Origin of the sequence: Citrobacter sp. C1 (genome assembly GCF_014596895.2) — a bacterium.
GTDB classification, from domain to species: Bacteria; Pseudomonadota; Gammaproteobacteria; order Enterobacterales; family Enterobacteriaceae; genus Citrobacter; species Citrobacter gillenii.
In genome coordinates this window covers 4,479,856-4,503,022 of the sequence record NZ_CP115035.1, presented here as the reverse complement: position 1 = coordinate 4,503,022, position 23,167 = coordinate 4,479,856, and the positions used below count along the sequence as shown (strand labels likewise).

25 protein-coding genes and 1 pseudogene are annotated in these 23,167 nt (G+C 53.3%); 15 read left to right on the top strand and 11 right to left on the bottom strand.

Annotated elements, in window-relative coordinates; all coding sequences use genetic code 11:
- Nucleotides 1-9 precede the first annotated feature (9 nt).
- Together ulaE and IB214_RS21600 are read left to right on the top strand one after the other, a co-directional pair.
- Nucleotides 10-864 (top strand): L-ribulose-5-phosphate 3-epimerase UlaE, encoded by an 855-nt coding sequence (ulaE, locus tag IB214_RS21605; RefSeq protein WP_117342423.1) that lies wholly within the window; start codon nucleotides 10-12, stop codon nucleotides 862-864.
- Nucleotides 864-1,550, top strand: coding sequence for an L-ribulose-5-phosphate 4-epimerase (locus tag IB214_RS21600; protein WP_117342422.1), 687 nt, complete (start codon nucleotides 864-866; stop codon nucleotides 1,548-1,550). Before ulaE ends, IB214_RS21600 begins: the two co-directional genes overlap by 1 nt.
- Nucleotides 1,551-1,686: 136 nt before the next feature.
- On the opposite strand, the gene yjfY is transcribed toward IB214_RS21600, so the two are convergent.
- Nucleotides 1,687-1,962 (bottom strand): DUF1471 family protein YjfY, encoded by a 276-nt coding sequence (yjfY, locus tag IB214_RS21595; protein WP_096758561.1) that lies wholly within the window; start codon nucleotides 1,960-1,962, stop codon nucleotides 1,687-1,689.
- A gap of 298 nt (nucleotides 1,963-2,260) precedes the next feature.
- On the opposite strand from yjfY, the gene IB214_RS21590 reads away from it, so the two are divergent.
- The 7 genes and pseudogenes from IB214_RS21590 (at nucleotide 2,261) to IB214_RS21560 (ending at nucleotide 5,690) form a co-directional block, all read left to right on the top strand.
- Nucleotides 2,261-3,025 (top strand): TSUP family transporter, encoded by a 765-nt coding sequence (locus IB214_RS21590; RefSeq protein ID WP_096758560.1) that lies wholly within the window; start codon nucleotides 2,261-2,263, stop codon nucleotides 3,023-3,025.
- A gap of 4 nt (nucleotides 3,026-3,029) precedes the next feature.
- Nucleotides 3,030-3,113 (top strand): annotated as a pseudogene (locus IB214_RS21585) (hypothetical protein); the annotation flags it as partial.
- 70 nt (nucleotides 3,114-3,183) lie between these two features.
- Nucleotides 3,184-3,579 (top strand): 30S ribosomal protein S6, encoded by a 396-nt coding sequence (gene rpsF, locus IB214_RS21580; RefSeq protein ID WP_096758559.1) that lies wholly within the window; start codon nucleotides 3,184-3,186, stop codon nucleotides 3,577-3,579.
- Between the two features lie 6 nt (nucleotides 3,580-3,585).
- Complete coding sequence (gene priB, locus IB214_RS21575) at nucleotides 3,586-3,900, top strand: primosomal replication protein N (RefSeq protein ID WP_096758558.1); 315 nt, start codon at nucleotides 3,586-3,588, stop codon at nucleotides 3,898-3,900.
- Between the two features lie 4 nt (nucleotides 3,901-3,904).
- On the top strand, nucleotides 3,905-4,132 hold the full coding sequence (rpsR, locus tag IB214_RS21570; protein WP_002210155.1) for a 30S ribosomal protein S18: 228 nt from the start codon (nucleotides 3,905-3,907) through the stop codon (nucleotides 4,130-4,132).
- Between the two features lie 39 nt (nucleotides 4,133-4,171).
- Nucleotides 4,172-4,621 carry a 50S ribosomal protein L9 gene (rplI, locus tag IB214_RS21565; protein ID WP_003025676.1) on the top strand — a complete coding sequence of 150 codons (450 nt, stop codon included), beginning with the start codon at nucleotides 4,172-4,174 and terminating at the stop codon, nucleotides 4,619-4,621.
- 142 nt (nucleotides 4,622-4,763) lie between these two features.
- Nucleotides 4,764-5,690: a DMT family transporter gene (locus tag IB214_RS21560; RefSeq protein WP_096759481.1), complete on the top strand. Its 927-nt coding sequence runs from the start codon at nucleotides 4,764-4,766 to the stop codon at nucleotides 5,688-5,690.
- Between the two features lie 88 nt (nucleotides 5,691-5,778).
- On the opposite strand, the gene IB214_RS21555 is transcribed toward IB214_RS21560, so the two are convergent.
- On the bottom strand, nucleotides 5,779-6,429 hold the full coding sequence (locus tag IB214_RS21555) for an OapA family protein (protein WP_096758557.1): 651 nt from the start codon (nucleotides 6,427-6,429) through the stop codon (nucleotides 5,779-5,781).
- A gap of 219 nt (nucleotides 6,430-6,648) precedes the next feature.
- Between IB214_RS21555 and fklB the strand changes: the two genes are divergently transcribed.
- Both fklB and cycA read left to right on the top strand, forming a co-directional pair.
- Complete coding sequence (gene fklB / locus IB214_RS21550) at nucleotides 6,649-7,269, top strand: FKBP-type peptidyl-prolyl cis-trans isomerase (RefSeq protein WP_168246986.1); 621 nt, start codon at nucleotides 6,649-6,651, stop codon at nucleotides 7,267-7,269.
- Between the two features lie 309 nt (nucleotides 7,270-7,578).
- On the top strand, nucleotides 7,579-8,988 hold the full coding sequence (gene cycA, locus IB214_RS21545; RefSeq protein WP_096758556.1) for a D-serine/D-alanine/glycine transporter: 1,410 nt from the start codon (nucleotides 7,579-7,581) through the stop codon (nucleotides 8,986-8,988).
- Between the two features lie 63 nt (nucleotides 8,989-9,051).
- Here the strand turns inward: cycA and ytfE are convergent, their stop codons facing one another.
- Nucleotides 9,052-9,714 (bottom strand): iron-sulfur cluster repair protein YtfE, encoded by a 663-nt coding sequence (gene ytfE, locus IB214_RS21540; protein WP_115259604.1) that lies wholly within the window; start codon nucleotides 9,712-9,714, stop codon nucleotides 9,052-9,054.
- Between the two features lie 245 nt (nucleotides 9,715-9,959).
- Between ytfE and IB214_RS21535 the strand changes: the two genes are divergently transcribed.
- Nucleotides 9,960-11,531, top strand: coding sequence for a methyl-accepting chemotaxis protein (locus IB214_RS21535; RefSeq protein WP_117342421.1), 1,572 nt, complete (start codon nucleotides 9,960-9,962; stop codon nucleotides 11,529-11,531).
- A 64-nt stretch (nucleotides 11,532-11,595) separates the two neighbouring features.
- Here the strand turns inward: IB214_RS21535 and IB214_RS21530 are convergent, their stop codons facing one another.
- The 3 genes from IB214_RS21530 to IB214_RS21520 form a co-directional block, all read right to left on the bottom strand.
- Entirely contained in the window at nucleotides 11,596-12,561 is a 966-nt protein-coding gene (locus tag IB214_RS21530) for a DMT family transporter (RefSeq protein WP_117342442.1), read from the bottom strand.
- 75 nt (nucleotides 12,562-12,636) lie between these two features.
- Complete coding sequence (locus IB214_RS21525) at nucleotides 12,637-13,461, bottom strand: AraC family transcriptional regulator (protein ID WP_096758553.1); 825 nt, start codon at nucleotides 13,459-13,461, stop codon at nucleotides 12,637-12,639.
- Nucleotides 13,462-13,542: 81 nt separating this feature from the next.
- Nucleotides 13,543-14,391: an SDR family oxidoreductase gene (locus IB214_RS21520; protein WP_117342420.1), complete on the bottom strand. Its 849-nt coding sequence runs from the start codon at nucleotides 14,389-14,391 to the stop codon at nucleotides 13,543-13,545.
- Nucleotides 14,392-14,479: 88 nt separating this feature from the next.
- On the opposite strand from IB214_RS21520, the gene IB214_RS21515 reads away from it, so the two are divergent.
- The gene (locus tag IB214_RS21515) at nucleotides 14,480-14,854 is read left to right on the top strand and encodes a helix-turn-helix domain-containing protein (protein WP_115260000.1); all 375 of its coding nucleotides are present in this window, start codon (nucleotides 14,480-14,482) and stop codon (nucleotides 14,852-14,854) included.
- Nucleotides 14,855-14,949: 95 nt separating this feature from the next.
- Here the strand turns inward: IB214_RS21515 and cpdB are convergent, their stop codons facing one another.
- The gene (gene cpdB / locus IB214_RS21510) at nucleotides 14,950-16,893 is read right to left on the bottom strand and encodes a 2',3'-cyclic-nucleotide 2'-phosphodiesterase (RefSeq protein WP_117342419.1); all 1,944 of its coding nucleotides are present in this window, start codon (nucleotides 16,891-16,893) and stop codon (nucleotides 14,950-14,952) included.
- A gap of 189 nt (nucleotides 16,894-17,082) precedes the next feature.
- Here cpdB and cysQ point away from each other — a divergent pair, with 189 nt between their 5' ends.
- Nucleotides 17,083-17,823: a 3'(2'),5'-bisphosphate nucleotidase CysQ gene (gene cysQ / locus IB214_RS21505; RefSeq protein WP_115259599.1), complete on the top strand. Its 741-nt coding sequence runs from the start codon at nucleotides 17,083-17,085 to the stop codon at nucleotides 17,821-17,823.
- Here cysQ and IB214_RS21500 read toward each other — a convergent pair.
- A complete protein-coding gene (locus IB214_RS21500) occupies nucleotides 17,813-18,370 on the bottom strand; it encodes a YtfJ family protein (RefSeq protein WP_096758549.1) in 558 nt (185 codons plus the stop codon). The genes cysQ and IB214_RS21500 overlap by 11 nt on opposite strands.
- 326 nt (nucleotides 18,371-18,696) lie before the next feature.
- On the opposite strand from IB214_RS21500, the gene IB214_RS21495 reads away from it, so the two are divergent.
- Nucleotides 18,697-18,903, top strand: coding sequence for a DUF1107 domain-containing protein (locus IB214_RS21495; protein WP_003025710.1), 207 nt, complete (start codon nucleotides 18,697-18,699; stop codon nucleotides 18,901-18,903).
- 84 nt (nucleotides 18,904-18,987) lie between these two features.
- On the opposite strand, the gene IB214_RS21490 is transcribed toward IB214_RS21495, so the two are convergent.
- From IB214_RS21490 to IB214_RS21480, 3 genes are all read right to left on the bottom strand, one after another.
- A complete protein-coding gene (locus IB214_RS21490; protein ID WP_096758548.1) occupies nucleotides 18,988-20,325 on the bottom strand; it encodes a hemolysin family protein in 1,338 nt (445 codons plus the stop codon).
- A gap of 166 nt (nucleotides 20,326-20,491) precedes the next feature.
- A complete protein-coding gene (locus IB214_RS21485) occupies nucleotides 20,492-21,562 on the bottom strand; it encodes a 1,4-beta-xylanase (RefSeq protein WP_117342418.1) in 1,071 nt (356 codons plus the stop codon).
- Nucleotides 21,563-21,572: 10 nt separating this feature from the next.
- Nucleotides 21,573-23,117: an MFS transporter gene (locus IB214_RS21480; RefSeq protein WP_117342417.1), complete on the bottom strand. Its 1,545-nt coding sequence runs from the start codon at nucleotides 23,115-23,117 to the stop codon at nucleotides 21,573-21,575.
- Nucleotides 23,118-23,167: the final 50 nt, after the last annotated feature.

The following is a 23,167-nucleotide window of genomic DNA, read 5'->3' as shown; positions in this document are numbered from 1 at the left end:
GGAGCAATTATGCTGTCGAAACAAATTCCGCTCGGCATCTACGAGAAAGCACTCCCCGCCGGAGAGTGCTGGATGGAGCGGCTACAGCTTGCGAAAACGCTGGGTTTTGACTTCGTTGAGATGTCAGTAGATGAAACCGACGCTCGCCTGGCGCGTCTCGACTGGAGCCGTGAGCAGCGTCTGACGTTGGTTAACGCCGTTGCCGAAACCGGCGTGCGGGTACCGTCGATGTGCCTGAGCGCCCATCGTCGCTTCCCGCTCGGCAGTGAAGATGACGTGGTACGTGCGCAGGGGCTGGAGATCATGCGTAAAGCGATCCAGTTCGCCCAGGACGTCGGCATTCGAGTCATCCAACTGGCGGGCTATGACGTTTACTATCAAGAAGCCAACAACGAGACGCGTCGGCGTTTTCGTGACGGGCTGAAAGAGAGCGTCGAGATGGCGAGCCGCGCACAGGTGACGCTGGCGATGGAGATCATGGATTACCCGCTGATGAACTCGATCAGCAAGGCGCTAGGCTACGCGCACTACCTGAATAACCCGTGGTTCCAGCTCTACCCAGACATCGGCAACCTGTCGGCGTGGGATAACGACGTACAGATGGAGCTACAGGCCGGAATCGGACACATCGTCGCCGTACACGTGAAAGACACTAAACCCGGCGTATTCAAGAACGTACCGTTTGGCGAGGGCGTTGTCGATTTCGAGCGTTGTTTTGAGACGCTCAAGCAGAGTGGCTATTGCGGACCCTATCTGATTGAGATGTGGAGTGAAACCACTGACGACCCGGCGGCGGAAGTGGCGAAAGCGCGTGACTGGGTGAAGGCCCGAATGGCAAGCGCAGGTCTGGTGGAGGCGGCGTAATGCAAAAACTCAAACAGCAGGTGTTCGAAGCCAATATGGATCTACCGCGCTATGGCCTCGTGACCTTTACCTGGGGCAACGTCAGCGCTATCGACCGTGAACGCGGGCAGGTGGTAATCAAGCCCAGCGGTGTCGCCTATACGCATATGACAGTAGACGATATGGTGGTGGTGGATATGTCAGGGAAAGTGGTGGAGGGTGGCTATCGCCCTTCCTCTGATACCGCGACTCATCTGGCGCTGTATCAGCGTTATCCATCGCTTGGCGGCGTAGTGCATACCCACTCTACCCACGCCACAGCATGGGCGCAGGCGGGGCAGGCGATCCCGGCGCTGGGAACCACCCATGCGGATTACTTTTTTGGCGATATTCCCTGCACCAGGGCATTAACGGAAGAAGAAGTGCAGGGCGAATATGAGCTGAACACAGGAAAGGTGATCATAGAAACGCTAGCCGACGTTGAGCCGTTACATACGCCGGGCATTGTGGTCTATCAGCATGGCCCGTTTGCCTGGGGTAAAGATGCCGAGGATGCGGTGCATAATGCGGTGGTGATGGAGGAGGTGGCAAAGATGGCGTGGATTGCGCGCGGCATTAACTCCGGGCTTAATCCCATCGATGATTACCTGATGAATAAACACTTCATGCGTAAGCACGGTCCGAACGCCTATTACGGGCAGAAGTAAGAAAAATGCCCCGGAGCTAAATCTTTAAGGGGATGTTATCGGTCTGGCTTCGGCGGCGTTTTACTGTAAAAAAAAGCCCCCAATCAAGGGGGCAAGTCAAACTGTGGCAATGTTCTCGTTGGTTATTTCTGGGTAGCTAGCGATAAATATCCGCGCTGGCGTGCATATTTCCGTTACTTCCGGGTTCCCTGGTGAGGATCACGTGGTAGTAGGTGGCGCCTTGCGCATCTGTTTCTTCATTCAGGGCCTGATTTGCTTCACTTTCAGTGGCGAAGTTATGGTTTATGTAAATCACGCCTAAGCTCTGCACATCATCCATATTCCTGGCCTGACGGTGGGTAATTTCAATGGCTGCCATTGCATTTGCACTGAGCAATAGCACGGCCAAAAGGGTCAACACACGGGTTCGCATAGGTACCTCCTCGACCGCGGTCTCTGGTTAGCGCTCTCCTGTGAGTGGATAACTTCTGATTTAATTTTAACCACAACCGACAGAGTCGATAGCGACCATTTCTGATGCAGTTGTTCAAAAAATTACCGCATAGCCGTCTTTTCTTTAATTAACAATCAACTGATACCTTCCGCTACGGTTAAAAAATTCCTGTTTCCCCGGCATAAGCTCTTACCAAATGGTCAATTTAACCGGAAGGGTACGCCGTTTATAGTGAGCTGAAAAAGAATATAACTTCATGATTATAAGGCAAAAGCTTATGGATACTTCATTCATGGATTTCAGCTACTTCGTGATTATGTTTATGGTTGCGCTGGTGGCGGGTTTTATTAATGTGGTTTCAGGGGGCGGTGGGTTTCTTTCAATTGGCGCATTGTTGATCTCCGGTTTACCGCCGGCCAATGCGCTGGCGACCAATAAAATTCAGGCTCTGGGTAGTTCACTCACCTCTGGGATTTACTTTTTGCGCCGGGGGCATATCAACGTGCAGGAACACAAGTATGTGTTCTTATCTGCCTTTATCGGTTCCGCGCTGGGTACCACACTGATTCAGTTCATTGAGCCGGACCTGCTAAAAAAGCTGCTGCCGGTGCTGATAATTACCGTCGCCATCTACTTTATTTTTGCCCCTAACCTGAGCGAACCAAAAAGAAAGCAGCAGGTATCGCTGTTTCTCTTTTCACTTATCGGCGGTGGGTGCGTAGGTTTTTATGACGGTTTTCTCGGCGCAGGGGCCGGTTCCTTGTATACGCTCTGCTATATCACGTTATGGGGATACGGCATCGATAAGGCGCAAATTCACTCCAACTTTATTAACCTGGCGTCGAACATCGCCTCGATTCTGTTCTTCATTTTCGGCGGTAAAATGATCTGGTCGCTGGGACTGGTGATGTTCGTTGGGCAATCTCTCGGTGCGCGTCTTGGAGCCTCGGTGGTGCTGACGCGTGGGAAGAAAGTCATCCGACCGATGATTGTGATTGTCTCGATTTGCATCAGTGTCAAAATGCTGGTGGATATGTATTAATGACGGTTTGATAAATATTCATACAATCACCTTGAGTTTACCTGCTACCGCCAGTATTATGACGCGTCATTTTTCAGCCGACCTTTAACACGTTCCTTGCCTCCATGGGCCTCGGCTGACCCAGACAGGAGGCTGAATAATCCGTAAGGAGCAATTCGATGCGTCATTACGAAATCGTTTTTATGGTCCATCCTGACCAGAGCGAACAGGTTCCGGGTATGATCGAACGCTACACTGGTGCAATCACTGCAGCAGAAGGCACGATCCACCGTCTGGAAGACTGGGGCCGCCGTCAGCTGGCTTACCCGATCAACAAACTGCACAAAGCTCACTACGTTCTGCTGAACGTTGAAGCGCCGCAGGAAGTTATCGATGAGCTGGAAACAAACTTCCGCTTCAACGATGCCGTTATCCGTAGCATGGTAATGCGTACTAAGCACGCTGTTACCGAAGCATCTCCGATGGTTAAAGCGAAAGACGAGCGTCGTGAACGTCGCGATGATTTCGCTAACGAAACCGCAGATGATGCTGAAGCTGGGGATTCTGAAGAGTAATTTCTGATGACCAACCGTCTGGTGTTATCTGGCACAGTGTGCAGGACGCCGCTTCGCAAGGTCAGCCCATCAGGAATTCCTCATTGCCAGTTCGTGCTTGAGCATCGTTCTGTGCAGGAGGAAGCCGGTTTCCACCGGCAGGCGTGGTGCCAAATGCCCGTTATTATTAGCGGACACGAAAACCAGGCCATTACTCACAGTATAACGGTCGGTAGCGCAGTAACTGTTCAGGGGTTCATTTCTTGCCACAAGGCAAAGAACGGCCTGAGCAAAATGGTTCTGCATGCCGAGCAGATTGAATTGATAGATTCTGGAGACTAGCCATATGGCACGTTATTTCCGTCGTCGCAAGTTCTGCCGTTTCACCGCGGAAGGCGTTGTTGAGATTGATTACAAAGACATCGCAACGTTGAAAAACTACATTACCGAAAGCGGTAAAATTGTCCCGAGCCGTATCACCGGTACTCGTGCAAAATACCAGCGTCAGCTGGCTCGCTGCATCAAGCGCGCTCGCTACCTGTCCCTGCTGCCGTATACCGATCGTCATCAGTAATCGGCCGCTGTCTATTAACGACTTTAAGAGGATAAGGTAATGCAAGTTATTCTGCTTGATAAAGTAGCAAACCTGGGTAGCCTGGGTGATCAGGTTAACGTTAAAGCGGGCTACGCTCGTAACTTCCTGGTACCACAGGGTAAAGCTGTTCCTGCTACCAAGAAAAACGTTGAATTCTTCGAAGCACGTCGCGCTGAACTGGAAGCCAAACTGGCTGACGTTCTGTCTGCTGCTGAAGCTCGCGCTGAGAAAATCAATGCACTGGAAACCGTAACCATCGCGTCTAAAGCAGGCGACGAAGGTAAACTGTTCGGTTCCATCGGTACTCGCGACATCGCTGACGCTGTAACTGCAGCTGGCGTTGAAGTGGCTAAGAGCGAAGTTCGTCTGCCGAACGGCGTTCTGCGTACCACTGGCGAGCACGAAGTGAGCTTCCAGGTTCACAGCGAAGTGTTTGCTAAGCTGACTGTAAACGTAGTTGCAGAATAAGTTTTTATTCTAAAAACCGCGTAAAAGCGCCGGCCTTGTGCCGGCGTTTTGCTTTTCTGCCCTCCTGTTTTTCGCTCTGGCTATTCTTTATCCTTTTCGCGATAATCATAAAAATAAAACACAATTTCAAAGTGGTGATGGCATGGACACAACGCACCAACCTCTGTTCGCGCGTAAAAACGTGGTCTACCTGAGCGCGGCATTTTGCTGCCTGCTGTGGGGGAGCGCCTATCCGGCAATTAAAAGCGGATATGAGATTTTCCAGATTGCCACCGATGATATTCCGTCAAAGATTGTTTTTGCCGGATACCGATTTTTGTTTGCGGGGTTATTGCTGCTACTGCTGGCGATGGCGCAGCGCAAACCCATTGGCAGGTTAAGTCCGCGTCAATTTGGTCAGCTTACGCTGCTGGGTCTGACGCAAACCTCGCTGCAATACATCTTCTTCTATATTGGTCTGGCCTTCACCACGGGTGTGAAAGGCTCAATCATGAACGCCACCGGAACGTTCTTTAGCGTGCTGCTGGCCCACTTTATCTATCAGAACGACAAGCTGAGCTACAACAAAGCGTTGGGCTGCATTCTGGGCTTTGCTGGCGTGATGGTGGTGAATTTTAACAGTGGGCTGATGGATTTTAGCTTTACCCTGTTAGGAGACGGTTCAGTGGTATTGGCGGCCTTTATTCTCTCTGCCGCTACGCTGTACGGAAAACGTATTTCGCAGACGGTTGACCCGACGGTAATGACGGGGTATCAGCTGGGGATGGGCGGTCTGGCTCTGGTTATCGGTGGCTACGCTTTTGGCGGAACACTTACCGTCCACGGCTCTGCATCGGTGGCGATTCTGGGCTACCTGACGCTGCTCTCCTCAGTGGCGTTCGCACTGTGGAGTATTCTGCTCAAATACAACCGCGTGGGAATGATCGCGCCGTTTAACTTCCTGATCCCGGTCTCTGGTGCGGTGCTGTCGTCGATTTTTCTTGGTGAGAACATTCTCGAATGGAAATACGCAGTGGCGCTGGTGCTGGTCTGTTCGGGGATTTGGTGGGTGAATAAGGTGAAGCGGTAACGCCTGATGGCACTACCGCTTATCAGGCCTACAATCGCGGGAGCCGTAGGCCGGGTAAGGCGAAGTCACCACCCGGCAATCAGTACATTTAACGTGCGCGAATAAAGCTGCCGTTAGGCTGGCGGGTAAACAGCACCTGCTGGCCGTTGCCGGTATCGATGGTTAACCCCGTGACCACGCCATTGGCATTCTGCCTGATTTGTATCATCTGACCGTCTTTCAGGTTGCTCAGCGGTTTTCCGGTACCTTCAACCTGCGCCATGGCATACACATCGGTCGGTGGAAGATTATGGTCACGGAACACCTGGGCGAGCGTTTTTCCGGAGTCTACACGGTAGGTACGCCATTGTTGGTCAATCCCGCTATCGGGCTGAAAAGGCTGCGTCTGAGGCTGGGACTGCTGGGCTTGCGGCTGCGCATCGGGATCGCCTTCCTGGATGGGTTCCGGTGCGACCGGTGCCATCTGACCCGGATCGTTTTGCGGGGCGACCAGCTGCGCCTGCAGCTGAGCTTCAGTGGGTGGCTGCGATTGCGACTGGAGATCCAACTGGGCATCACGTGTGACCGCAGGAGTATCGCTGGTATCGTTGGAAGGGAGCAGGAAACCTATCACCAGCACGATAGCGGCAGCAATAATGCCGCGGCGATGCATAGGCGGTAGCGGGTCCATAATGCGAAAATTGTCCGGTGCATGCCAGATTTTCGCCAGGGTTGGTTTTAATTCAAAGCGCCCGGGCATGGCTTTCCTCCTGCTCCGCGTCTCGTTCCTGAATCATAGAGTATAGATGCCTGATTCTATGATATTTGCCTTCATGCCCGCTTTCGTGACGTCAACGCGGGATATTCCTATTGTTTATGTTTCCTCGCGATTTGTCATCTGTTCCCGAGACAAAGTTTTACCGGATGCGGCATGGCTGCTATGCTGCCCGCTACTTTACCTCCGATGAAAGGAAATATGATGGCCACCCCGACTTTTGACACTATCGAAGCGCAAGCAAGCTACGGCATTGGTTTGCAGGTAGGACAGCAGCTGAGCGAATCCGGTCTGGAAGGGCTGTTGCCTGAAGCGCTGGTTGCGGGTATCGCTGACGCGCTGGAAGGCAAACATCCAGCTGTGCCGGTTGACGTTGTGCACCGTGCGCTGCGTGAAATCCACGAACGTGCTGATGCGGTCCGTCGCGAGCGTTTCCAGTCTATGGCTGCTGATGGCGTCAAATATCTGGAAGAAAACCGTGAGAAAGACGGTGTAAACAGCACTGAATCCGGTCTGCAGTTCCGCGTTCTGACGCAGGGCGAAGGGGCTATTCCGGCACGTACCGACCGTGTACGCGTGCACTACACCGGTAAGCTGATCGACGGTACCGTGTTCGACAGCTCCGTTGCCCGTGGTGAACCGGCTGAATTCCCGGTTAACGGCGTTATCCCTGGCTGGATTGAAGCGCTGACCCTGATGCCGGTGGGTTCCAAATGGGAGCTGACTATCCCTCAGGAACTGGCCTACGGCGAGCGTGGCGCGGGTGCGTCCATTCCTCCGTTCAGCACGCTGGTATTCGACGTTGAGCTGCTTGAAATCCTGTAAGCAGTGACTTCTGTTCCCCTCAGCCTTGGGGGGAGCAGAGAAATAGCGTGAAAAGCTATAGTTATACCGATGTCGATATTTTATCTTGCAAATAGCGCACTTGCGCGTATTTTTGTGAGCTGATTCGCGCTATCAGAGTGATATGACACTCACTTTAAACATAAAATTAACATTATATCTAAATCTTAGTATTCATCCCGCCAATTCTTACCTAATATCGATGAGTCCTGATAACGGGATCGTCGTATCATAGACACACCAAAGGCCGTAGAGCCTGAACAACACAGACAGGTACAGGAAGAAAAAAACATGGTAGATCAGGTAAAAGTCGTTGCCGACGAAGAGGCTTCGTCTGAACAGTCGCTGCGGCGCAATCTCACAAACCGACATATTCAACTTATTGCCATTGGTGGCGCTATCGGTACCGGCCTGTTTATGGGCTCCGGGAAAACCATCAGCCTCGCCGGGCCGTCGATCATCTTTGTTTATATGATCATCGGTTTTATGCTGTTTTTCGTGATGCGTGCAATGGGAGAATTGCTGCTCTCGAATCTCGAATACAAATCTTTTAGTGATTTCGCCTCCGACCTGCTCGGGCCGTGGGCTGGGTATTTTACCGGCTGGACCTACTGGTTTTGCTGGGTCGTGACAGGAATGGCGGACGTCGTTGCCATTACCGCGTATGCGCAATTCTGGTTCCCTGGGCTATCCGACTGGGTGGCATCGCTGGCGGTAATCATTCTGCTGCTGGTCCTCAACCTCGCCACGGTGAAAATGTTTGGTGAGATGGAATTCTGGTTTGCGATGATCAAAATTGTCGCCATCGTCGGCCTGATCGTGGTTGGTCTGGTGATGGTGCTGACGCACTTCCAGTCACCTACTGGCGTTCAGGCATCGTTCACCCACCTGTGGAATGACGGTGGCTGGTTCCCGAAAGGTCTGAGCGGCTTCTTTGCGGGCTTCCAGATTGCGGTGTTTGCGTTCGTGGGTATTGAATTGGTCGGGACGACAGCGGCGGAAACCAAAGATCCGGAGAAATCCCTGCCGCGTGCGATTAACTCGATTCCAATCCGTATCATCATGTTCTACGTGTTCGCGCTGATTGTGATTATGTCTGTCACCCCGTGGGGCTCGGTGGTTCCAACCAAGAGCCCGTTTGTCGAACTGTTCGTGCTGGTCGGCTTGCCGGCGGCGGCGAGCCTGATTAACTTTGTGGTTCTGACGTCTGCGGCGTCTTCTGCGAACAGCGGTGTGTTCTCGACTAGCCGTATGTTGTTCGGTCTGGCGCAGGAAGGCGTGGCACCGAAAGCGTTCGCCAAGCTGTCCAAACGTGCTGTTCCGGCGAAAGGCTTAACCTTCTCCTGTATCTGCCTGCTGGGCGGTGTGGTGATGCTGTACGTTAATCCGAGCGTGATCGGTGCGTTCACCATGATCACCACCGTATCGGCGATTCTGTTCATGTTTGTCTGGACCATCATTCTTTGCTCGTACCTGGTGTACCGCAAACAGCGTCCGCAGCTGCATGAGAAGTCGATTTACAAAATGCCGTGGGGCAAGGTGATGTGCTGGGTGTGCATGGCGTTCTTCGTGTTCGTGCTGGTACTGCTGACGCTGGAAGAAGATACCCGTCAGGCGCTGATCGTCACGCCGCTGTGGTTCATTGCGCTGGGGCTGGGCTGGTTGTTTATCGGTAAGAAACGTATGGCAGGTGTACGTTAATAAAAAAAGAGCCGCGACGCGGCTCTAATGCTTCATCAATCAGGGCGCTCTCAGGCGCCCTTTTTATTCACCAGCGAGGGCACGCGGGAACAACACATTGTTTTCCAGACTGATGTGTTCCATCAGGTCGTCGATCAGTTCGTTAATGCCGTTATACATGGCTTTCCAGGTGGTGCAGGCTTCCGGCGGCGGCGTCACGTTTTGGGTGATGTGCTTGATCACTTCGACCAGCTCACCGGCGTCGTCATGCTCGCTTTCCATTACGCTGATTGGCCCCATCGCCTGGCTACCCATTCCCTGTTTGATCATCGGGAACAGGATCTGCTCTTCTTTCATCATGTGGCTGGACAGCTCGTCATGCAGCATGGTCAGGTTTTTCGCCAGACCGCGTGGTACGTTTGGTTTGTCTGCGTGCACGCGTTCAACTTTGGTGGCCTGCAGGATCAGTTCCGGCAGCTGTTCGCGGTGGCGGTCATGATAACGAACGACGATATGGTCGATAATTTCTGCCAGTGCCACGCTGCGCCAGTCTTTTTCCAACGGTTGCTCAGCCAGTTTTGCCAGTTCGGCTTCGATAGCCTCGACATCCAGCTCTTTACGTGCGGCAGCGCGTGCCAGCGTTTGCTTACCGCCGCAGCAGTAATCCATATCGTACTTACGAAACAGTGCCGAAGCGCGAGGAATAGAGAGCGCCAGTTCACCTAAAGGTTGATCGCGATAAGACATAGCCGTTACCTCATTCTCAATAATATAAGATGTATTTTAAATGCAACTTATAGCGAAGGATATACCCCTTTCGGGGTGGTGGGATTTGTGATGGCTGTCACGAAAATTTCTTATGCCGTTAACCTGCTGAATCTTATTGAAAAGGCGCAAAACGGCGAAAAAAGCCGCGTCAGAAGATTAAATAAGCGGGCGCGGCTGCCGATAGTTAGACCTCAGACAATACCTGCATAATAAAAAGGCAACAGATGTTCAAACGAATCAAAGTGATAACCTTACTTATCACCGTGTTACTTTCCCTGGGCGCGATGCAGCTCATCTCCGCAGGCGTCTTTATTGGCGCACTCAACAACGATAAGCAAAATTTTAACGTGTCTCAGCTTTCCAGCCAGAACGTGGCCGAGTTTACCGATGCGTGGATTAGCCTGAACCAGGCGCGCGTCACGCTCAACCGGGGCATGCTGCGTCTGCAGGGCACGATGGCCAGCGAGGTGAACGGCGGGCAGCTAGCAGAGCTGGTAAGCACGGCAAATCGCCTGCTGGCAGAAGCGAAAGAGCATTACGATAAATACTATGCGTTGCCGGAAACGCCGGGTCTGGATGAACATCTGGCTGATCGACTGGAAGAGCAGTACGGCATTTATTCGACCACGCTTGCCAAAATGAACGCGCTGCTGGCGGAAGGCAAACTGGAAGAGATGTTCAAACAGAATGCTGAACAAAAGCAGACGGCAATGCAGGGTGTGTATCAGGAATGGCGTGCGGCACAATCCGCGCTGGCAAATGCGGGCGTGCAGGATAACGAGAATGACTACCAGAAAATTATCTGGTTGCTGTCTGCCGTCATGCTGATTGTGGTCACGGTGATTGTCGTTAGCTGGATAGCCATGCAGCGCGTACTGTTGAAGCCACTGCGCGAGGTGATGGAACATATTCGCCATATTGCCGCAGGTGACCTGACCCACAGCATCAGTGCTGACGGCAGCAATGAAATGGCGCTGCTGGCACGTAACGTCCGCGATATGCAGCAGTCGCTGGCGAACACGGTTAGCGTGGTGCGTGACGGGGCCGATACGATTTACACCGGGGCGGGTGAAATCGCCGCGGGCAGCAACGATCTCTCCTCGCGTACCGAACAGCAGGCCGCATCGCTGGAGGAAACGGCAGCCAGCATGGAACAGCTCACCGCTACCGTGAGACAGAATGCGGATAATGCACGACAGGCGACTAGCCTTGCAAAAAATGCCTCGCAGACGGCGCAAAAAGGCGGCACGGTGGTTGATGGCGTGGTGCGTACCATGGATGAAATTGCCACCAGTTCCAGCAAAATCGCGCAAATTACCACTGTTATTGACGGTATTGCCTTCCAGACCAATATTCTGGCGCTGAACGCGGCGGTAGAAGCCGCACGCGCCGGTGAACAGGGGCGTGGTTTTGCGGTAGTAGCAGGAGAAGTGCGCACTCTGGCGCAGCGCAGCGCGCAGGCGGCTAAAGAGATTAAGGCCCTGATTGATGATTCTGGTCATCGGGTCAACGCCGGTACCGCACTGGTGCATGAGGCGGGTGAAACAATGGCGGAGATCGTCAGCGCCGTCACCCGCGTGACCGATATCATGGGTGAGATTGCTTCGGCCTCTGATGAGCAGAGTCGGGGAATCGATCAGGTTGGTCAGGCCGTTGCCGAGATGGATCGCGTGACGCAGCAAAACGCCTCGCTGGTGGAAGAATCCGCGTCAGCGGCGGCTGCGCTCGAAGAACAGGCGGCACGCCTGAATCAGACCGTTGCGGTGTTTAAAGTGTCGCGCCGGATGGCGGCGTAAACGCCTTATCCGGCCTACAAGGAATTATCGCGTAGGCCGGATAAGCGCAGCGCCATTCGGCACATTATGATTGTGGAACCACGACGACGCTCGGTTTCTCCGGCTTGGCTCTGACGGCCACCACCACACCGATAACCAATAACGCGATGCCGCTAATCGTCAGCGCCGACGGCATTTCATGGCGCAAGATAAAGGTATACAGCAGTCCCGCCAGCGTCTCGAATACAATCAACGGCCCGAGGATCACCGTTGGCAGCTTTTGGCTGGCGATGTTCCAGCACAATGCCCCCACCCACGAACACAGCACCGCAATGGCGACCATCAGGCCGATAAATACGCCTGGACGCGGGCCGAAGGGCAGGGAGAAGTCCGGCGTTTGCCCGTTCAGCCACAGGCAGGCCGCAATGTAACCGAGCAGAGAAACGGGCAGCGTCACCAGTGCCTGGGCTGTGGCCCACATCATCGGATGCTTATCGGGGTTTTCACGCAGCCAGCGGGCATTACGCAGCGCATACCATGCCCAGCACACCACGGAAACCAGTGCCAGGGCGATACCCGACCCGTAGCGCCAGCCGCTAAAATCAGGTAACCCCTGATTCAACTCAGAAATATTCACGCACAGCAGGCCAATGCCGATCAGCACCAGCGCCGGGGCCAAACGCCACCAGGATAATTTACCGTCACGCTGGCTATAGAGCAGATTGGCGAAGACCGGGATCACTACCGGTAACGTGCCGATGATCATCGTCGAGACCGGCGCACCGGTGCGCTGAATGGCGCTGGCCAGACAAACATAATAAATCAGGTTGCCCATCATCGTCAGAGCCAGCGCGGTTTTCCAGTCCTTGCGCGATAGCTGACGCAGACGTCCGCGACCCAGCCAGGCCAGCGGCAGGGCAATCAGCCCCAGCGCCAGGTAGCGCCCCATCGACTGTAATACCGCCGGGTATTCCGGCACGATCAACGGCCCGACAAAAATCAGCCCCCACATCAACCCCGCCAGCAGGGCGTACAACACACCGCTAATCATTTTGACATCCACATCATTGAACATTGCGCCGAGTGTAGGCAGGGAAAACACCGCTGTATTGTATGAGATTGCGCATTAGCGCGAATAAACCTGCTTCTGATAACGCACAGGCGTAATACCGTAGCGATGGGTAAACGCGCGGGTGAGGTGCGACTGGTCGGTCAGGCCGGTTGCCGCAGCAACGTCGGCGGCGGGCATACCGCGCGTGAGAAAATCTTTGGCGCGCCACAGGCGAACAGCCATGAGCATCTGATGCGGGGTGACGTGAAAGTGCAGTTTGAACTGGCGCTGAAAATGCCAGGGGCTGAGCGCAGCCACGCGAGCCAGTTCGTCGAGCGTAACCGGGTGCATGTAGTTATCATGCAGATATTCGCGCACGCGATCAAAGCGATGCGCGCCTTCCCGCGACACCGGCGCATGACGAGCCAGTGGCTGGAAGGTGTCGATCAGATCGAGCAGCAATCCTTTTTGTGCCAGCGGATCCTCGGTGTTCCACATCCCGTGGATCAGCGAACAGATCTGGCGTGAACGGTGGGGATCGTGGCGCGTCACATCATGGAACCACCAGTGGCGGATCCCGGTGACCTCTTGCAGAAGAGAGGGGTCGAGATAAATCATCCGGTAGCGCCAGCCGTCGGCGGTTTCAGCCTCGCCGGTGTGCAGCTCATCGGGATTCATGGTCACGACGGAATGGGCCGGTGCCACGTACTGGGTGCCACGATAGCGAAAACGCTCGGCGCCGGCTTCGATCGCGCCAATGCCAAACGCTTCGTGGGTATGAGGCTCAAACGCGTAACGCGAGATATGCGCATGATACAGCTCAACGCCCGGTATCTGCGCCAGATGGCGAAAACGGGCGCTGTCTTTCTCATCAATAAACTGCTCAGGTACACCCTGCACGTTATCTCTCCCCACACATCGTCTTATCATTATCAGAGAGGATGCGCGGGGATGCCACCGTAATTAACCAAATTTTAACAGTTATACGATGCCGCTGACGCTCTCCGCCAGCGATGTGGTCGGGCGTTTAATCAGTGTGCTCAGCGTATGGCTGTCGTCAAACAGCCCGCCTTTTGAGGCACCGATATCAGAGTCGGCCAACATTTCTGCCAGTCCGGCAGGCAGGCCAAACCCTTTCAGCGCGGCGGCAAAATCGGCCTCGCTAAGGTTCTGATACACCACTTTTTTACCGCTCTGTTGAGCCAGTTCGGCGGCCAACTGGCTCAGCGTCCAGCCTTCATCTCCCGCCAGCTCGTAGATTTTCCCGGCATGGCCTTCTTCACTGATGACGCGCGCGGCAGCAGCAGCGTAGTCCGCGCGGGTGGCGGCGGCGATTTTGCCGTCTCCGGCGGCACCAATAAACACGCCGTGCTCGAGGGCGGCGGGGGCGCTGGCGAGATAGTTTTCGCTGTACCAGCCGTTACGCAGCAGCGCGACATCGAGGCCGGATTCTGCCAGCATCTTCTCGGTTGCCACGTGTTCATCTGCCAGCCCCAGCGGGGAGGTATCGGCATGCAGCAGGCTGGTGTAGGCGATGAATTTCACACGTGCAGATTTCGCCGCATTGATCACGTTGCGGTGCTGTGGAGTACGCTGTCCGACTTCGCTTGAGGAGATCAGCAGCAGTTTGTCGATGCCTTGCAACGCGGTGGTAAAGGCGGCTTCGTCGGTGTAATCCGCCTGGCGGACGGTAATACCCTGCAGGCTGAGGGTAGCGGCTTTCGCTGGGTTACGCACAATCGCCACAATCTGGCTGGCGGGAACGGTTTTCAGCAGGTTTTCAATAACGTGTTGGCCCAGTTGGCCAGTGGCGCCGGTAATCGCAATCATGAGGAACTCCAGGTTTTTGTCTTGTGTTGACTCACGCTAACACCTAAACTTACTTTTAGTAAGTACGCACAAAAAGGTAAGTATGAAAATGACAGATTCGACGCTTTCTCAGCAACTGCGCGACGGCAACTTATTTGCTGAACAGTGTCCTTCCCGCGAGGTGTTAAAACACGTTACCAGCCGTTGGGGAGTATTGATTCTGGTGGCGCTGCGCGACGGCACGCACCGTTTTAGCGATCTGCGCCGTAAGATGGGCGGTGTCAGTGAAAAGATGCTGGCGCAATCCTTACAGGCGTTGGAGCAAGACGGGTTTATCAACCGGGTATCGTATCCGGTGGTACCGCCGCATGTGGAATACAGTCTGACGCCGTTGGGTGAGCAGGTGAGTGATAAAGTCGCCGCACTGGCGGACTGGATCGAAATGAATTTACCTCAGGTTTTGGCGCAGCGGATCCCGGGGTGAACGATGTGCCGGATGGCGCTGCGCTTATCCGGCCTACAAGTCGGCTTCATGCGTAGGCCGGATAAGACGCTATTGTGTCGCATCCGGCACTAAAATTACTTACTCAAATCCAGCTGATAAATCGCAAAACCGATATCGTCGGTGGCGACTTTTTGCAGTGGATACTGTCCTTTTTCTTTGATAAACGCGGCGGCTTTATCGGACGGCGAGGTTTCAAAACGAATATCCAGCTTCGTCTCGCTGTGGATCGGCGCCAGACGCCAGTTATTATCCGCCGCCGGGTGAATTTCACCGGCACGCTTCGTCTCGGCCCCTATCCATGCGGCCAGCACCGAGCGGTTTTCATCCGGTGAGGCAAAGGCGATATGGCTGTCGCCGGTACCGGCAAACTTACCGCCGTAGGCGCGATAGTTATTGGTTGCTACCAGGAAGGTAGCGTCCGGGTCGATAGGTTTACCGTTAAAGGTCAGATGCTTAATACGCTCTGCCTGCGGGTTGATCGTCTGGCATTCGCCGTCGTAGCGGGCGGGTTGTGACACATCAATCTGATAGTCTACGCCGTCGATCACGTCGAAGTTATAGGTACGAAAGCCATCCCAGTTGATCAGCGACTGCGGTTTGCTGCTGTGAATATCAATCTGATTAAACTGTCCTGCGGAACATTCCAGCCACTCTTTCACCTCTTTACCGCTGGCTTTTACCACTACCAGCGTGTTGGGATAGAGGTACAGATCGGCGGCGTTGCGGAAGGTGAGCTGGCCTTTTTCCACCTCAACAAAGCTGGCCGGATCGTTCTTACGGCCGCCCACCTTAAACGGTGCGGCGGCGGAAAGTACCGGCAGTTTCGCCAGATCCGGATCGCCCTGAATAAAGCGTTCAACGTAAGCTTTTTGCGCGTTGTTCACCACCTGCACGGTTGGATCGTCCTGCACCAGTGCCAGATAGCTGTACATGTTATCGGCCGATTTACCGATTGGTTTGCTGACGAATTCGCGCGTGGCGTCGTGGTCGGCTTTCAGGATCTCAACAATTTTCGTGTCTTCAGCGGCCAGGGATTTTTTTGCCGCCGCATCATAAATCGGGCGGGCTTCAGCTTTCGCCTGGGTGACCTGCCATTTCCCGCTGTCGTTATTCAGCACCAAATCCACCACGCCCAGATGATCGCCCCACATGCCTGGCATTACTGCCGGAACGCCATTCAGGGTACCTTTAGCGATATCTGCGCCTTTGATGTTGGCAAAGTCTTTCCCTGGGAACACGGCGTGAGCATGACCAAACATGATGGCATCAACACCCGGTACTTCGCTGAGGTAATAAACCGAGTTCTCCGCCATAGCCTGATACGGGTCGGCAGAAAGGCCCGAGTGAGCCACCACGACGACCACATCCGCGCCCTTGGCCCGCATTTCCGGTACGTATTGACGTGCGGTTTCGGTGATGTCATTCACTGTCACTTTGCCGCTGAGATTGGCTTTATCCCAGGTCATGATTTGCGGTGGCACAAAACCGATGTAGCCAATTTTCAGCGTCTGCTTGTGACCCTCTTTGTCGACCACCTCGGTGTCTTTAATCAAATAAGGGGTAAAAAGCGGTTTTTTGGTTTTAACGTCGATGATATTGGCGTTAACGTAAGGGAACTTCGCGCCTGCGAGCGCCTTATGCAGATACTCCAGACCGTAGTTAAATTCATGGTTGCCGAGGTTGCCGACCGCGTAATCCAGCGTATTCAGCGCCTTATAAACCGGGTGCGTTTCGCCGGCTTTCAGCCCTTTCGCCGCCATGTAATCTCCTAGCGGGCTGCCCTGAATCAGATCGCCGTTATCGACCAGTACGCTGTTTTTGACTTCATTTCTGGCGGCATTGATCAGACTTGCCGTACGTACCAGGCCAAATTTTTCCGTTGGCGTATCTTTGTAATAATCGAAATCCATCATATTGCTATGCAAATCAGTGGTTTCCATTATGCGCAGATCGACGGTTGAGGCATTCACGCTGGCCGCTATCAGCGTGGCCAGAAGCGTTGCACTAAACTTAATCATCAGAGGGCATCCTTTTTAGAACCAGGCCACAAAAGAAAATGTATATACAGCTTATTGCTTACAGAAGTGTGAATCATGCCATGAATAGAGCGTTTAAAACCGCAGGCGCTATCACAGTTGGCGGATCCTCTGACGATCGGGTATAAGTAAAACAACGAGTTAACACCGCTGCTATAAATGAGGTGGAGAATGCTAGAACATGTATGCCAGCTTGCACGGAACGCGGGCGATGCCATTATGCAGGTCTACGATGGAATCAAACCGATAGAAATCACCAGCAAGCAGGATGATTCTCCGGTCACGGCGGCGGATATTGCCGCGCACACGGTGATCCTTGCAGGATTACAGGCGCTGACGCCGGATATTCCGGTGTTGTCAGAAGAGGACCCGCCGGGCTGGGATATCCGCCAGCACTGGCAGCGTTACTGGCTGGTTGATCCGTTGGATGGTACCAAGGAGTTCATCAAACGTAACGGTGAATTTACCGTTAATATCGCGCTGATCGAGAAAGGAAAACCGGTACTGGGCGTGGTATATGCCCCGGTAATGAAGGTGATGTACAGCGCGGCCGAAGGTAAAGCCTGGAAAGAAGAGTGCGGCGTGCACAAACAAATCCAGGTGCGCGACGCGCGTCCACCGCTGGTGGTGATAAGCCGTTCGCATGCCGACAACGAGCTAAAAGAGTATCTGCAACAGCTCGGTGAGCACCAGACCACGTCGATTGGCTCATCGCTGAAGTTCTGCCTGGTGGCAGAAGGGCAGGCACAGCTGTACCCGCGTTTTGGGCCGACCAACGTCTGGGACACCGCAGCAGGCCACGCCGTTGCCGCGGCAGCCGGAGCGCACGTTCACGACTGGCAGGGTAAACCGTTGGATTACACCCCGCGTGAATCGTTCCTTAACCCCGGCTTCCGGGTCTCTATTTACTGAGCAATTTGTGCAGCAGGGCGATAACCTGCTGCACCTCTTCCTGCGTTAACGCCCCGTCTTTCGCCCACTGAACGCGACCGTCTTTGTCGAGGACCGCGATGGCTGAGCTCTCTTCGTCCAGTTGCCAGGTTTTACGCGCGATGCCGTTGCTGTCGACAATAAACTGTGACCACGGGTAAAGCTTCTTGTTGCTCTCAAGGCTGCTGCGTACAAACATGCCGGAGCCGGGAATGGCATCATCCGTGTTAACGATGGTGGTGGTCTGATACTTATCGTGTGGCAGATTCGCCGCTTTGATGGCCTCAATCAATGTGGCGTTTTTCTCTTTTGCCGAGGTGCGTCCGGCGATGTGTTGCACAATGCGAACTTTCCCCGGCAACTGCGCGCTATTCCAGCTTTTGTAGCTAAACTTATCGTTATCAAGAATCAGTTCGCCGCGATCGGCGATCCCGACCGGCGGCACACGCTGGTTGGTTTCAAATTTATGGGCAGAGGCCATCATCGGCAGCAACAGGCACGACAGTGCCAGCAGTTTTTGTAAGGTCATGGTGTTTCCTTCTTTCTTATTTTGCAGGTGATCCGACCACTTGGGTGTGGAGTTTAAGCATATGTGCGATTGATGCTTTTTCCCGCAAGCGCAATGCCAGTTTGCGGACGAGCGCACAAATCCTGTGAAAAATGAAGGCTTATACTGAGGACAGCGAAACGTTGAAAAGATAATTCTGAATAATTGTAACCTGAAGGTAAATAAACTTATACACGCTGGAAACAACGTAGAGATAGTCTATAGTCATATGGCATTAAAATTTGCGCCTGAGGATTGTCGGACCGATTGTGGTACCGCAAAGGCGTAATGCTCAGCAGGAGACAACAATGAAAATTTTCCAACGGTACAACCCGCTGCAGGTGGCGAAGTACGTGAAGATCCTGTTTCGTGGACGGTTATATATCAAGGACGTAGGCGCTTTTGAATTTGATAAGGGTAAGATTCTTATCCCAAAAGTGAAGGACAAACTGCATTTTTCTGTTATGTCCGAAGTTAACCGTCAGGTCTTGCGTCTGCAAACTGAGATGGCTTGATCAAAGTGCTATGCGGTAGTTTAAGTAGTCTATAAAAAAACGGCTCCTGTAACAGGAGCCGTTGATGTTTTCAGGTCGGCAAACTTATGCCGCGCCGTCTTCTTTCGCATCCGGCAGCTTTGGCACCAGAACGGTGGGTTTGCTGTCCAGACGCGTCACCAGCAGCTGATCGATCTTGTAGTTATCGATGTCCACCACTTCGAATTTATAGCCTGAGTACTTCACTGAGTCGGTACGTTTCGGGATTTTACGCAGCATAAACATCATAAAACCACCGATGGTTTCATAGTTGCCGGACTGCGGAAACTCGTCGATATCCAGTACGCGCATCACGTCATCAATGGGCGTACCGCCGTCGATAAGCCAGGAGTTCTCGTCACGCGCCACAATCTGTTCTTCCAGACCCTGACCGACTAAGTCACCCATCAGCGTGGTCATCACGTCGTTCAGTGTGATAATGCCCACCACCAGCGCGTACTCGTTCATGATAACGGCAAAGTCTTCGCCTGCGGCTTTGAAGCTTTCCAGCGCCTCAGACAGCGTCAGGGTATCTGGGACGATCAGCGTATTGCGGATCTGCACGCCGCTGTTCAGCGCCATGCTTTGGTTGGCCAGCACACGGTTCAGCAGATCTTTGGAGTCCACGTAGCCGATGATGTGATCGATATCTTCGTTACACACCAGAAACTTGGAATGTGGATGTTCCGCCACTTTGTTCTTCAGGCTCTGCTCATCTTCGTGCAGATCGAACCAGATGACGTTCTCACGTGAGGTCATGGATGACGGTACGGTACGGGATTCCAGTTCGAACACGTTTTCGATCAGCTCATGCTCCTGCTTACGCAAGACACCCGCCAGCGCACCGGCTTCAAATACGGCATAGATATCATCGGAGGTGATGTCATCTTTACGCACCATTGGGATCTTGAACAGCCGGAAAATACTGTTTGCCAGCCCATTGAAGAACCACACCAGCGGACGGAACACCATTAAACAGAAGCGCATCGGGTTGATGATGCGCAAAGCCACAGTTTCTGGCGCAATCATACCGATGCGTTTCGGGGTTAAATCCGCGAACAGGATGAACAGACCCGTTACTAGCGAGAACGACAAAATAAAGCTCAGTTGTTCGGACAGTTCTGGAGCAAAGTACTTTGAGAAAAGGCCGTAAAAGACCGGGGAAAATGCCGCATCACCCACGATACCGCCAAGAATGGCGACGGCGTTAAGGCCAATTTGCACCACCGTGAAGAACATGCCGGGGTTTTCCTGCATCTTCATTACGCGTTGCGCATTAATGTTGCCTTCATCGGCAAGCAGCTTAAGTTTAATTTTGCGTGATGCGGCAAGCGAGATCTCGGATATCGAGAAAAACGCACTCACGGCGATCAGGCAGAGAATGACTAAAATACTGTTTAACATATCTTATCCAGCCGTTAAGGCCAGATCCTCGGAAGGGAAATGGATAAATCCGTATGAATCTATATTGAATTCAAACTAAAGACCGGCTCGTGGAAGTGAGCCGGTAAATTCAGAAGCTAGTATAGCGTAAGGTACTGTAAAGTCGCCAGAGGGGGATTATTGCGGCTTATCCAACGGCGTTAATCCGGCGTACGGTCTGCATCTCTTGTTCGCAATAGGGTGAACCGTCTGGCTTCAGGACATCATGAAACCATAGCTGTGCGGTCTTGTCGTTGAGCGCGATATCCGGCCACGGTAGCCAGGTTTGCGTTTTGCCCTGCACCAGCCCCCAGTGATAGCTGGAAACGCGCTGCGCGTTAAACAGCGGCAGCTGTTCTTCTATTCGGCTACCAACGTGGCGGGCCAGCCATTCGGTACAGAAAACCGGTCTGCCAAACTCAGCGAGCTGTGACAAAAGAGACAGTTGGCCTGGGGTATCAACATACGCATGGTAGCTAATGACATCTGAAAGTCGCAGTGCGGCAACATCTATCGGATGGGTAAAGGCGTTCCCGCATGCTGCGCGATCGTCAATATGCCAGGCGGCGACGGTTAGGGGCTGAGACGGCGACTCCTGTCGCGCCCAGCTAAACAGGTGGGTTAGCAGGGTCAAGGCGTAAATTTCCAGCCGGTCGTCGTAACGGGCAAATTCACCTGTGCTACAGAAAATCCCGCCATTGCCGGGCTCATTGTAGAGATCCCAGACGCAGATGCGCGAGTCATGACGATAGTATCGAATGATATCGCGAACGTAGGCTTCAATGTGCGGCCAGCAGGTTCTGTCCATTACGCAGGCCCGTCCCGGACTGCCCGCCGCCTGGCTATTATGCACGCCGGGAACCGGGGCTTTTTGCAGGCCGATAAACGGTTCATCGCCGGAAAAGGCGCAGTCGTCGAGCAGCGTCAACATCACCTTGATACCGTGGGCGTGTGCAATGCTTAGAAAGGTGTCGATACGGCCAATCAGGCCATCGCGGTCATGCTGCCAGACGGTAAACGGTAAGTTCGTTCGCAACTGGTTATAGCCGTACTGGCTGGCCCAGCGAAGTTCCTGTTCGATGGTGTGGATATCGAAACTCTCGGCTTGCCACATGTCGAGCCAGTTGACCGCTGTACGTGGTAAATAGTTAAAACCACAGCCCCAGGGTTGCTGCTGATGCCAGCGCTGTGCTTGCGTTTTGCTCCAGGGTTTATACATGATGCGCTCCTTATTCTGCTTCTGAAAGACTGACGCGCCCCGTGGCCCGCTGCGTTGCACTGCCACCCCAGACTTCATCGTACTCGTAGCCGGTGAGCTGCTTTATCACCACCCGTGTTTCCTCATCGCAGTCGCGATAGTTGCCTCCCAGCTTGCGGCGGGCTATCTCTTTGAGCAGCAATTTATGCGTCTCACGCGTGAGCTTGAATTTGTAGGTGGTGTAGAAACTGACGGCCAGCAGCGCGGTGGTAGCAAAGATCATCAAGCCGATAATGGCGTGCAGCGCCATTGCAGGCTGGGCGCCGCTGCCTTTCACAAAACCCGACTCCTCCAGCACCATGCCGATCAGCAGGATAGCGATAGCCACGGTACTTTTGCGGGTGAGTACCATTACGCCCGCAAAAATGCCTTCGCGCCGCTGTTGGGTCACCATCTCGTCGATATCGGGGATAAAACTGTAAATATTCCACGGAATATAATAGAGACCCGAGCGCGCTATGCCGAGCAGAATAAAGACGGCGGAGAACAACACGTTGGAGACCTGAGTTTGGGTGTAATAGATAATAAATAAAAATGCCAGCACCGCAAATATACAGCTATAAGAGAGTCGCAGCGCCGCGGACGGCGTAATATTGAGTTTATTCAGTAATAGCATAAAACCATAGGTGCCAAACACCGACGCAAACGCGGCAATGCTTAACCAGCCGGAAACCGATGCAGCATCCTGATTCAAACAATAGATAACGTAAAAGGTAAATACTGAACCGAATACATCCATCGCGGTGAAAGAGAAAATATAAATAATAATATGCAAACGAAAAGCGCGAATTTTGAACGAGGAGAAGAGATCGAGTACCAGGTACTTCAGATGATTGAACAATCCGCTGCTGCGCTGAAGGTCCGTTTTAAATGTCTCCTCTTGCACATCTTTGGCCTCCCATGTGCAGCGCCAGGTAATAAACACGGCGATACAGAAAACGACGGAAAAGATAATCCCGGTCAGGGTGTAGGTAAACGGATTATCTTTGCCCGTAAACTGCATCAGAATGCCGGGAACCGAGACGGCCAGAAAGCCGCCGAGCTGCGAGCAGATCATGCGCACGCCGGAAAGGCGGCTGCGCTCTTCGTAACGGTTTGTCATCTCTGCTGCCAGGGTTTCCCACGGTACCAGTACCATGGCCGACAGCAATTCAATCGACAAATAGGTTCCCAGGTAATACCAGTAACCCATATCGGTCAGCCACAGCAGGGCATAGAGAAACATGAGCGGCGAACTGAGTAATAAAAAGAAGCGGCGACGGCCAAATTTCCGCCCAAGCCAGGTATTGCCAAAATTATCGGTGACGTAGCCCATAATCGGGCTGAGTAAAGCATCAATCACGCGGGCAATAGCAAATATGGAACCTGCCTCCAGGACGCTTAAACCGCAATAGGTAGTGTAAAAAAATAACAGCCAGGTGCCGATAATAGCGAAAGCCCCGCCGCCAAATAAATCAGTGATGCCGTAGCCAATTGCTACACCATAACCGACTCTGCGTTCAGTTGGTTTAACCATAATTATTTTTCCAGTGTATATATACGTCATCCTTCAAGCAGCCTCTTTGT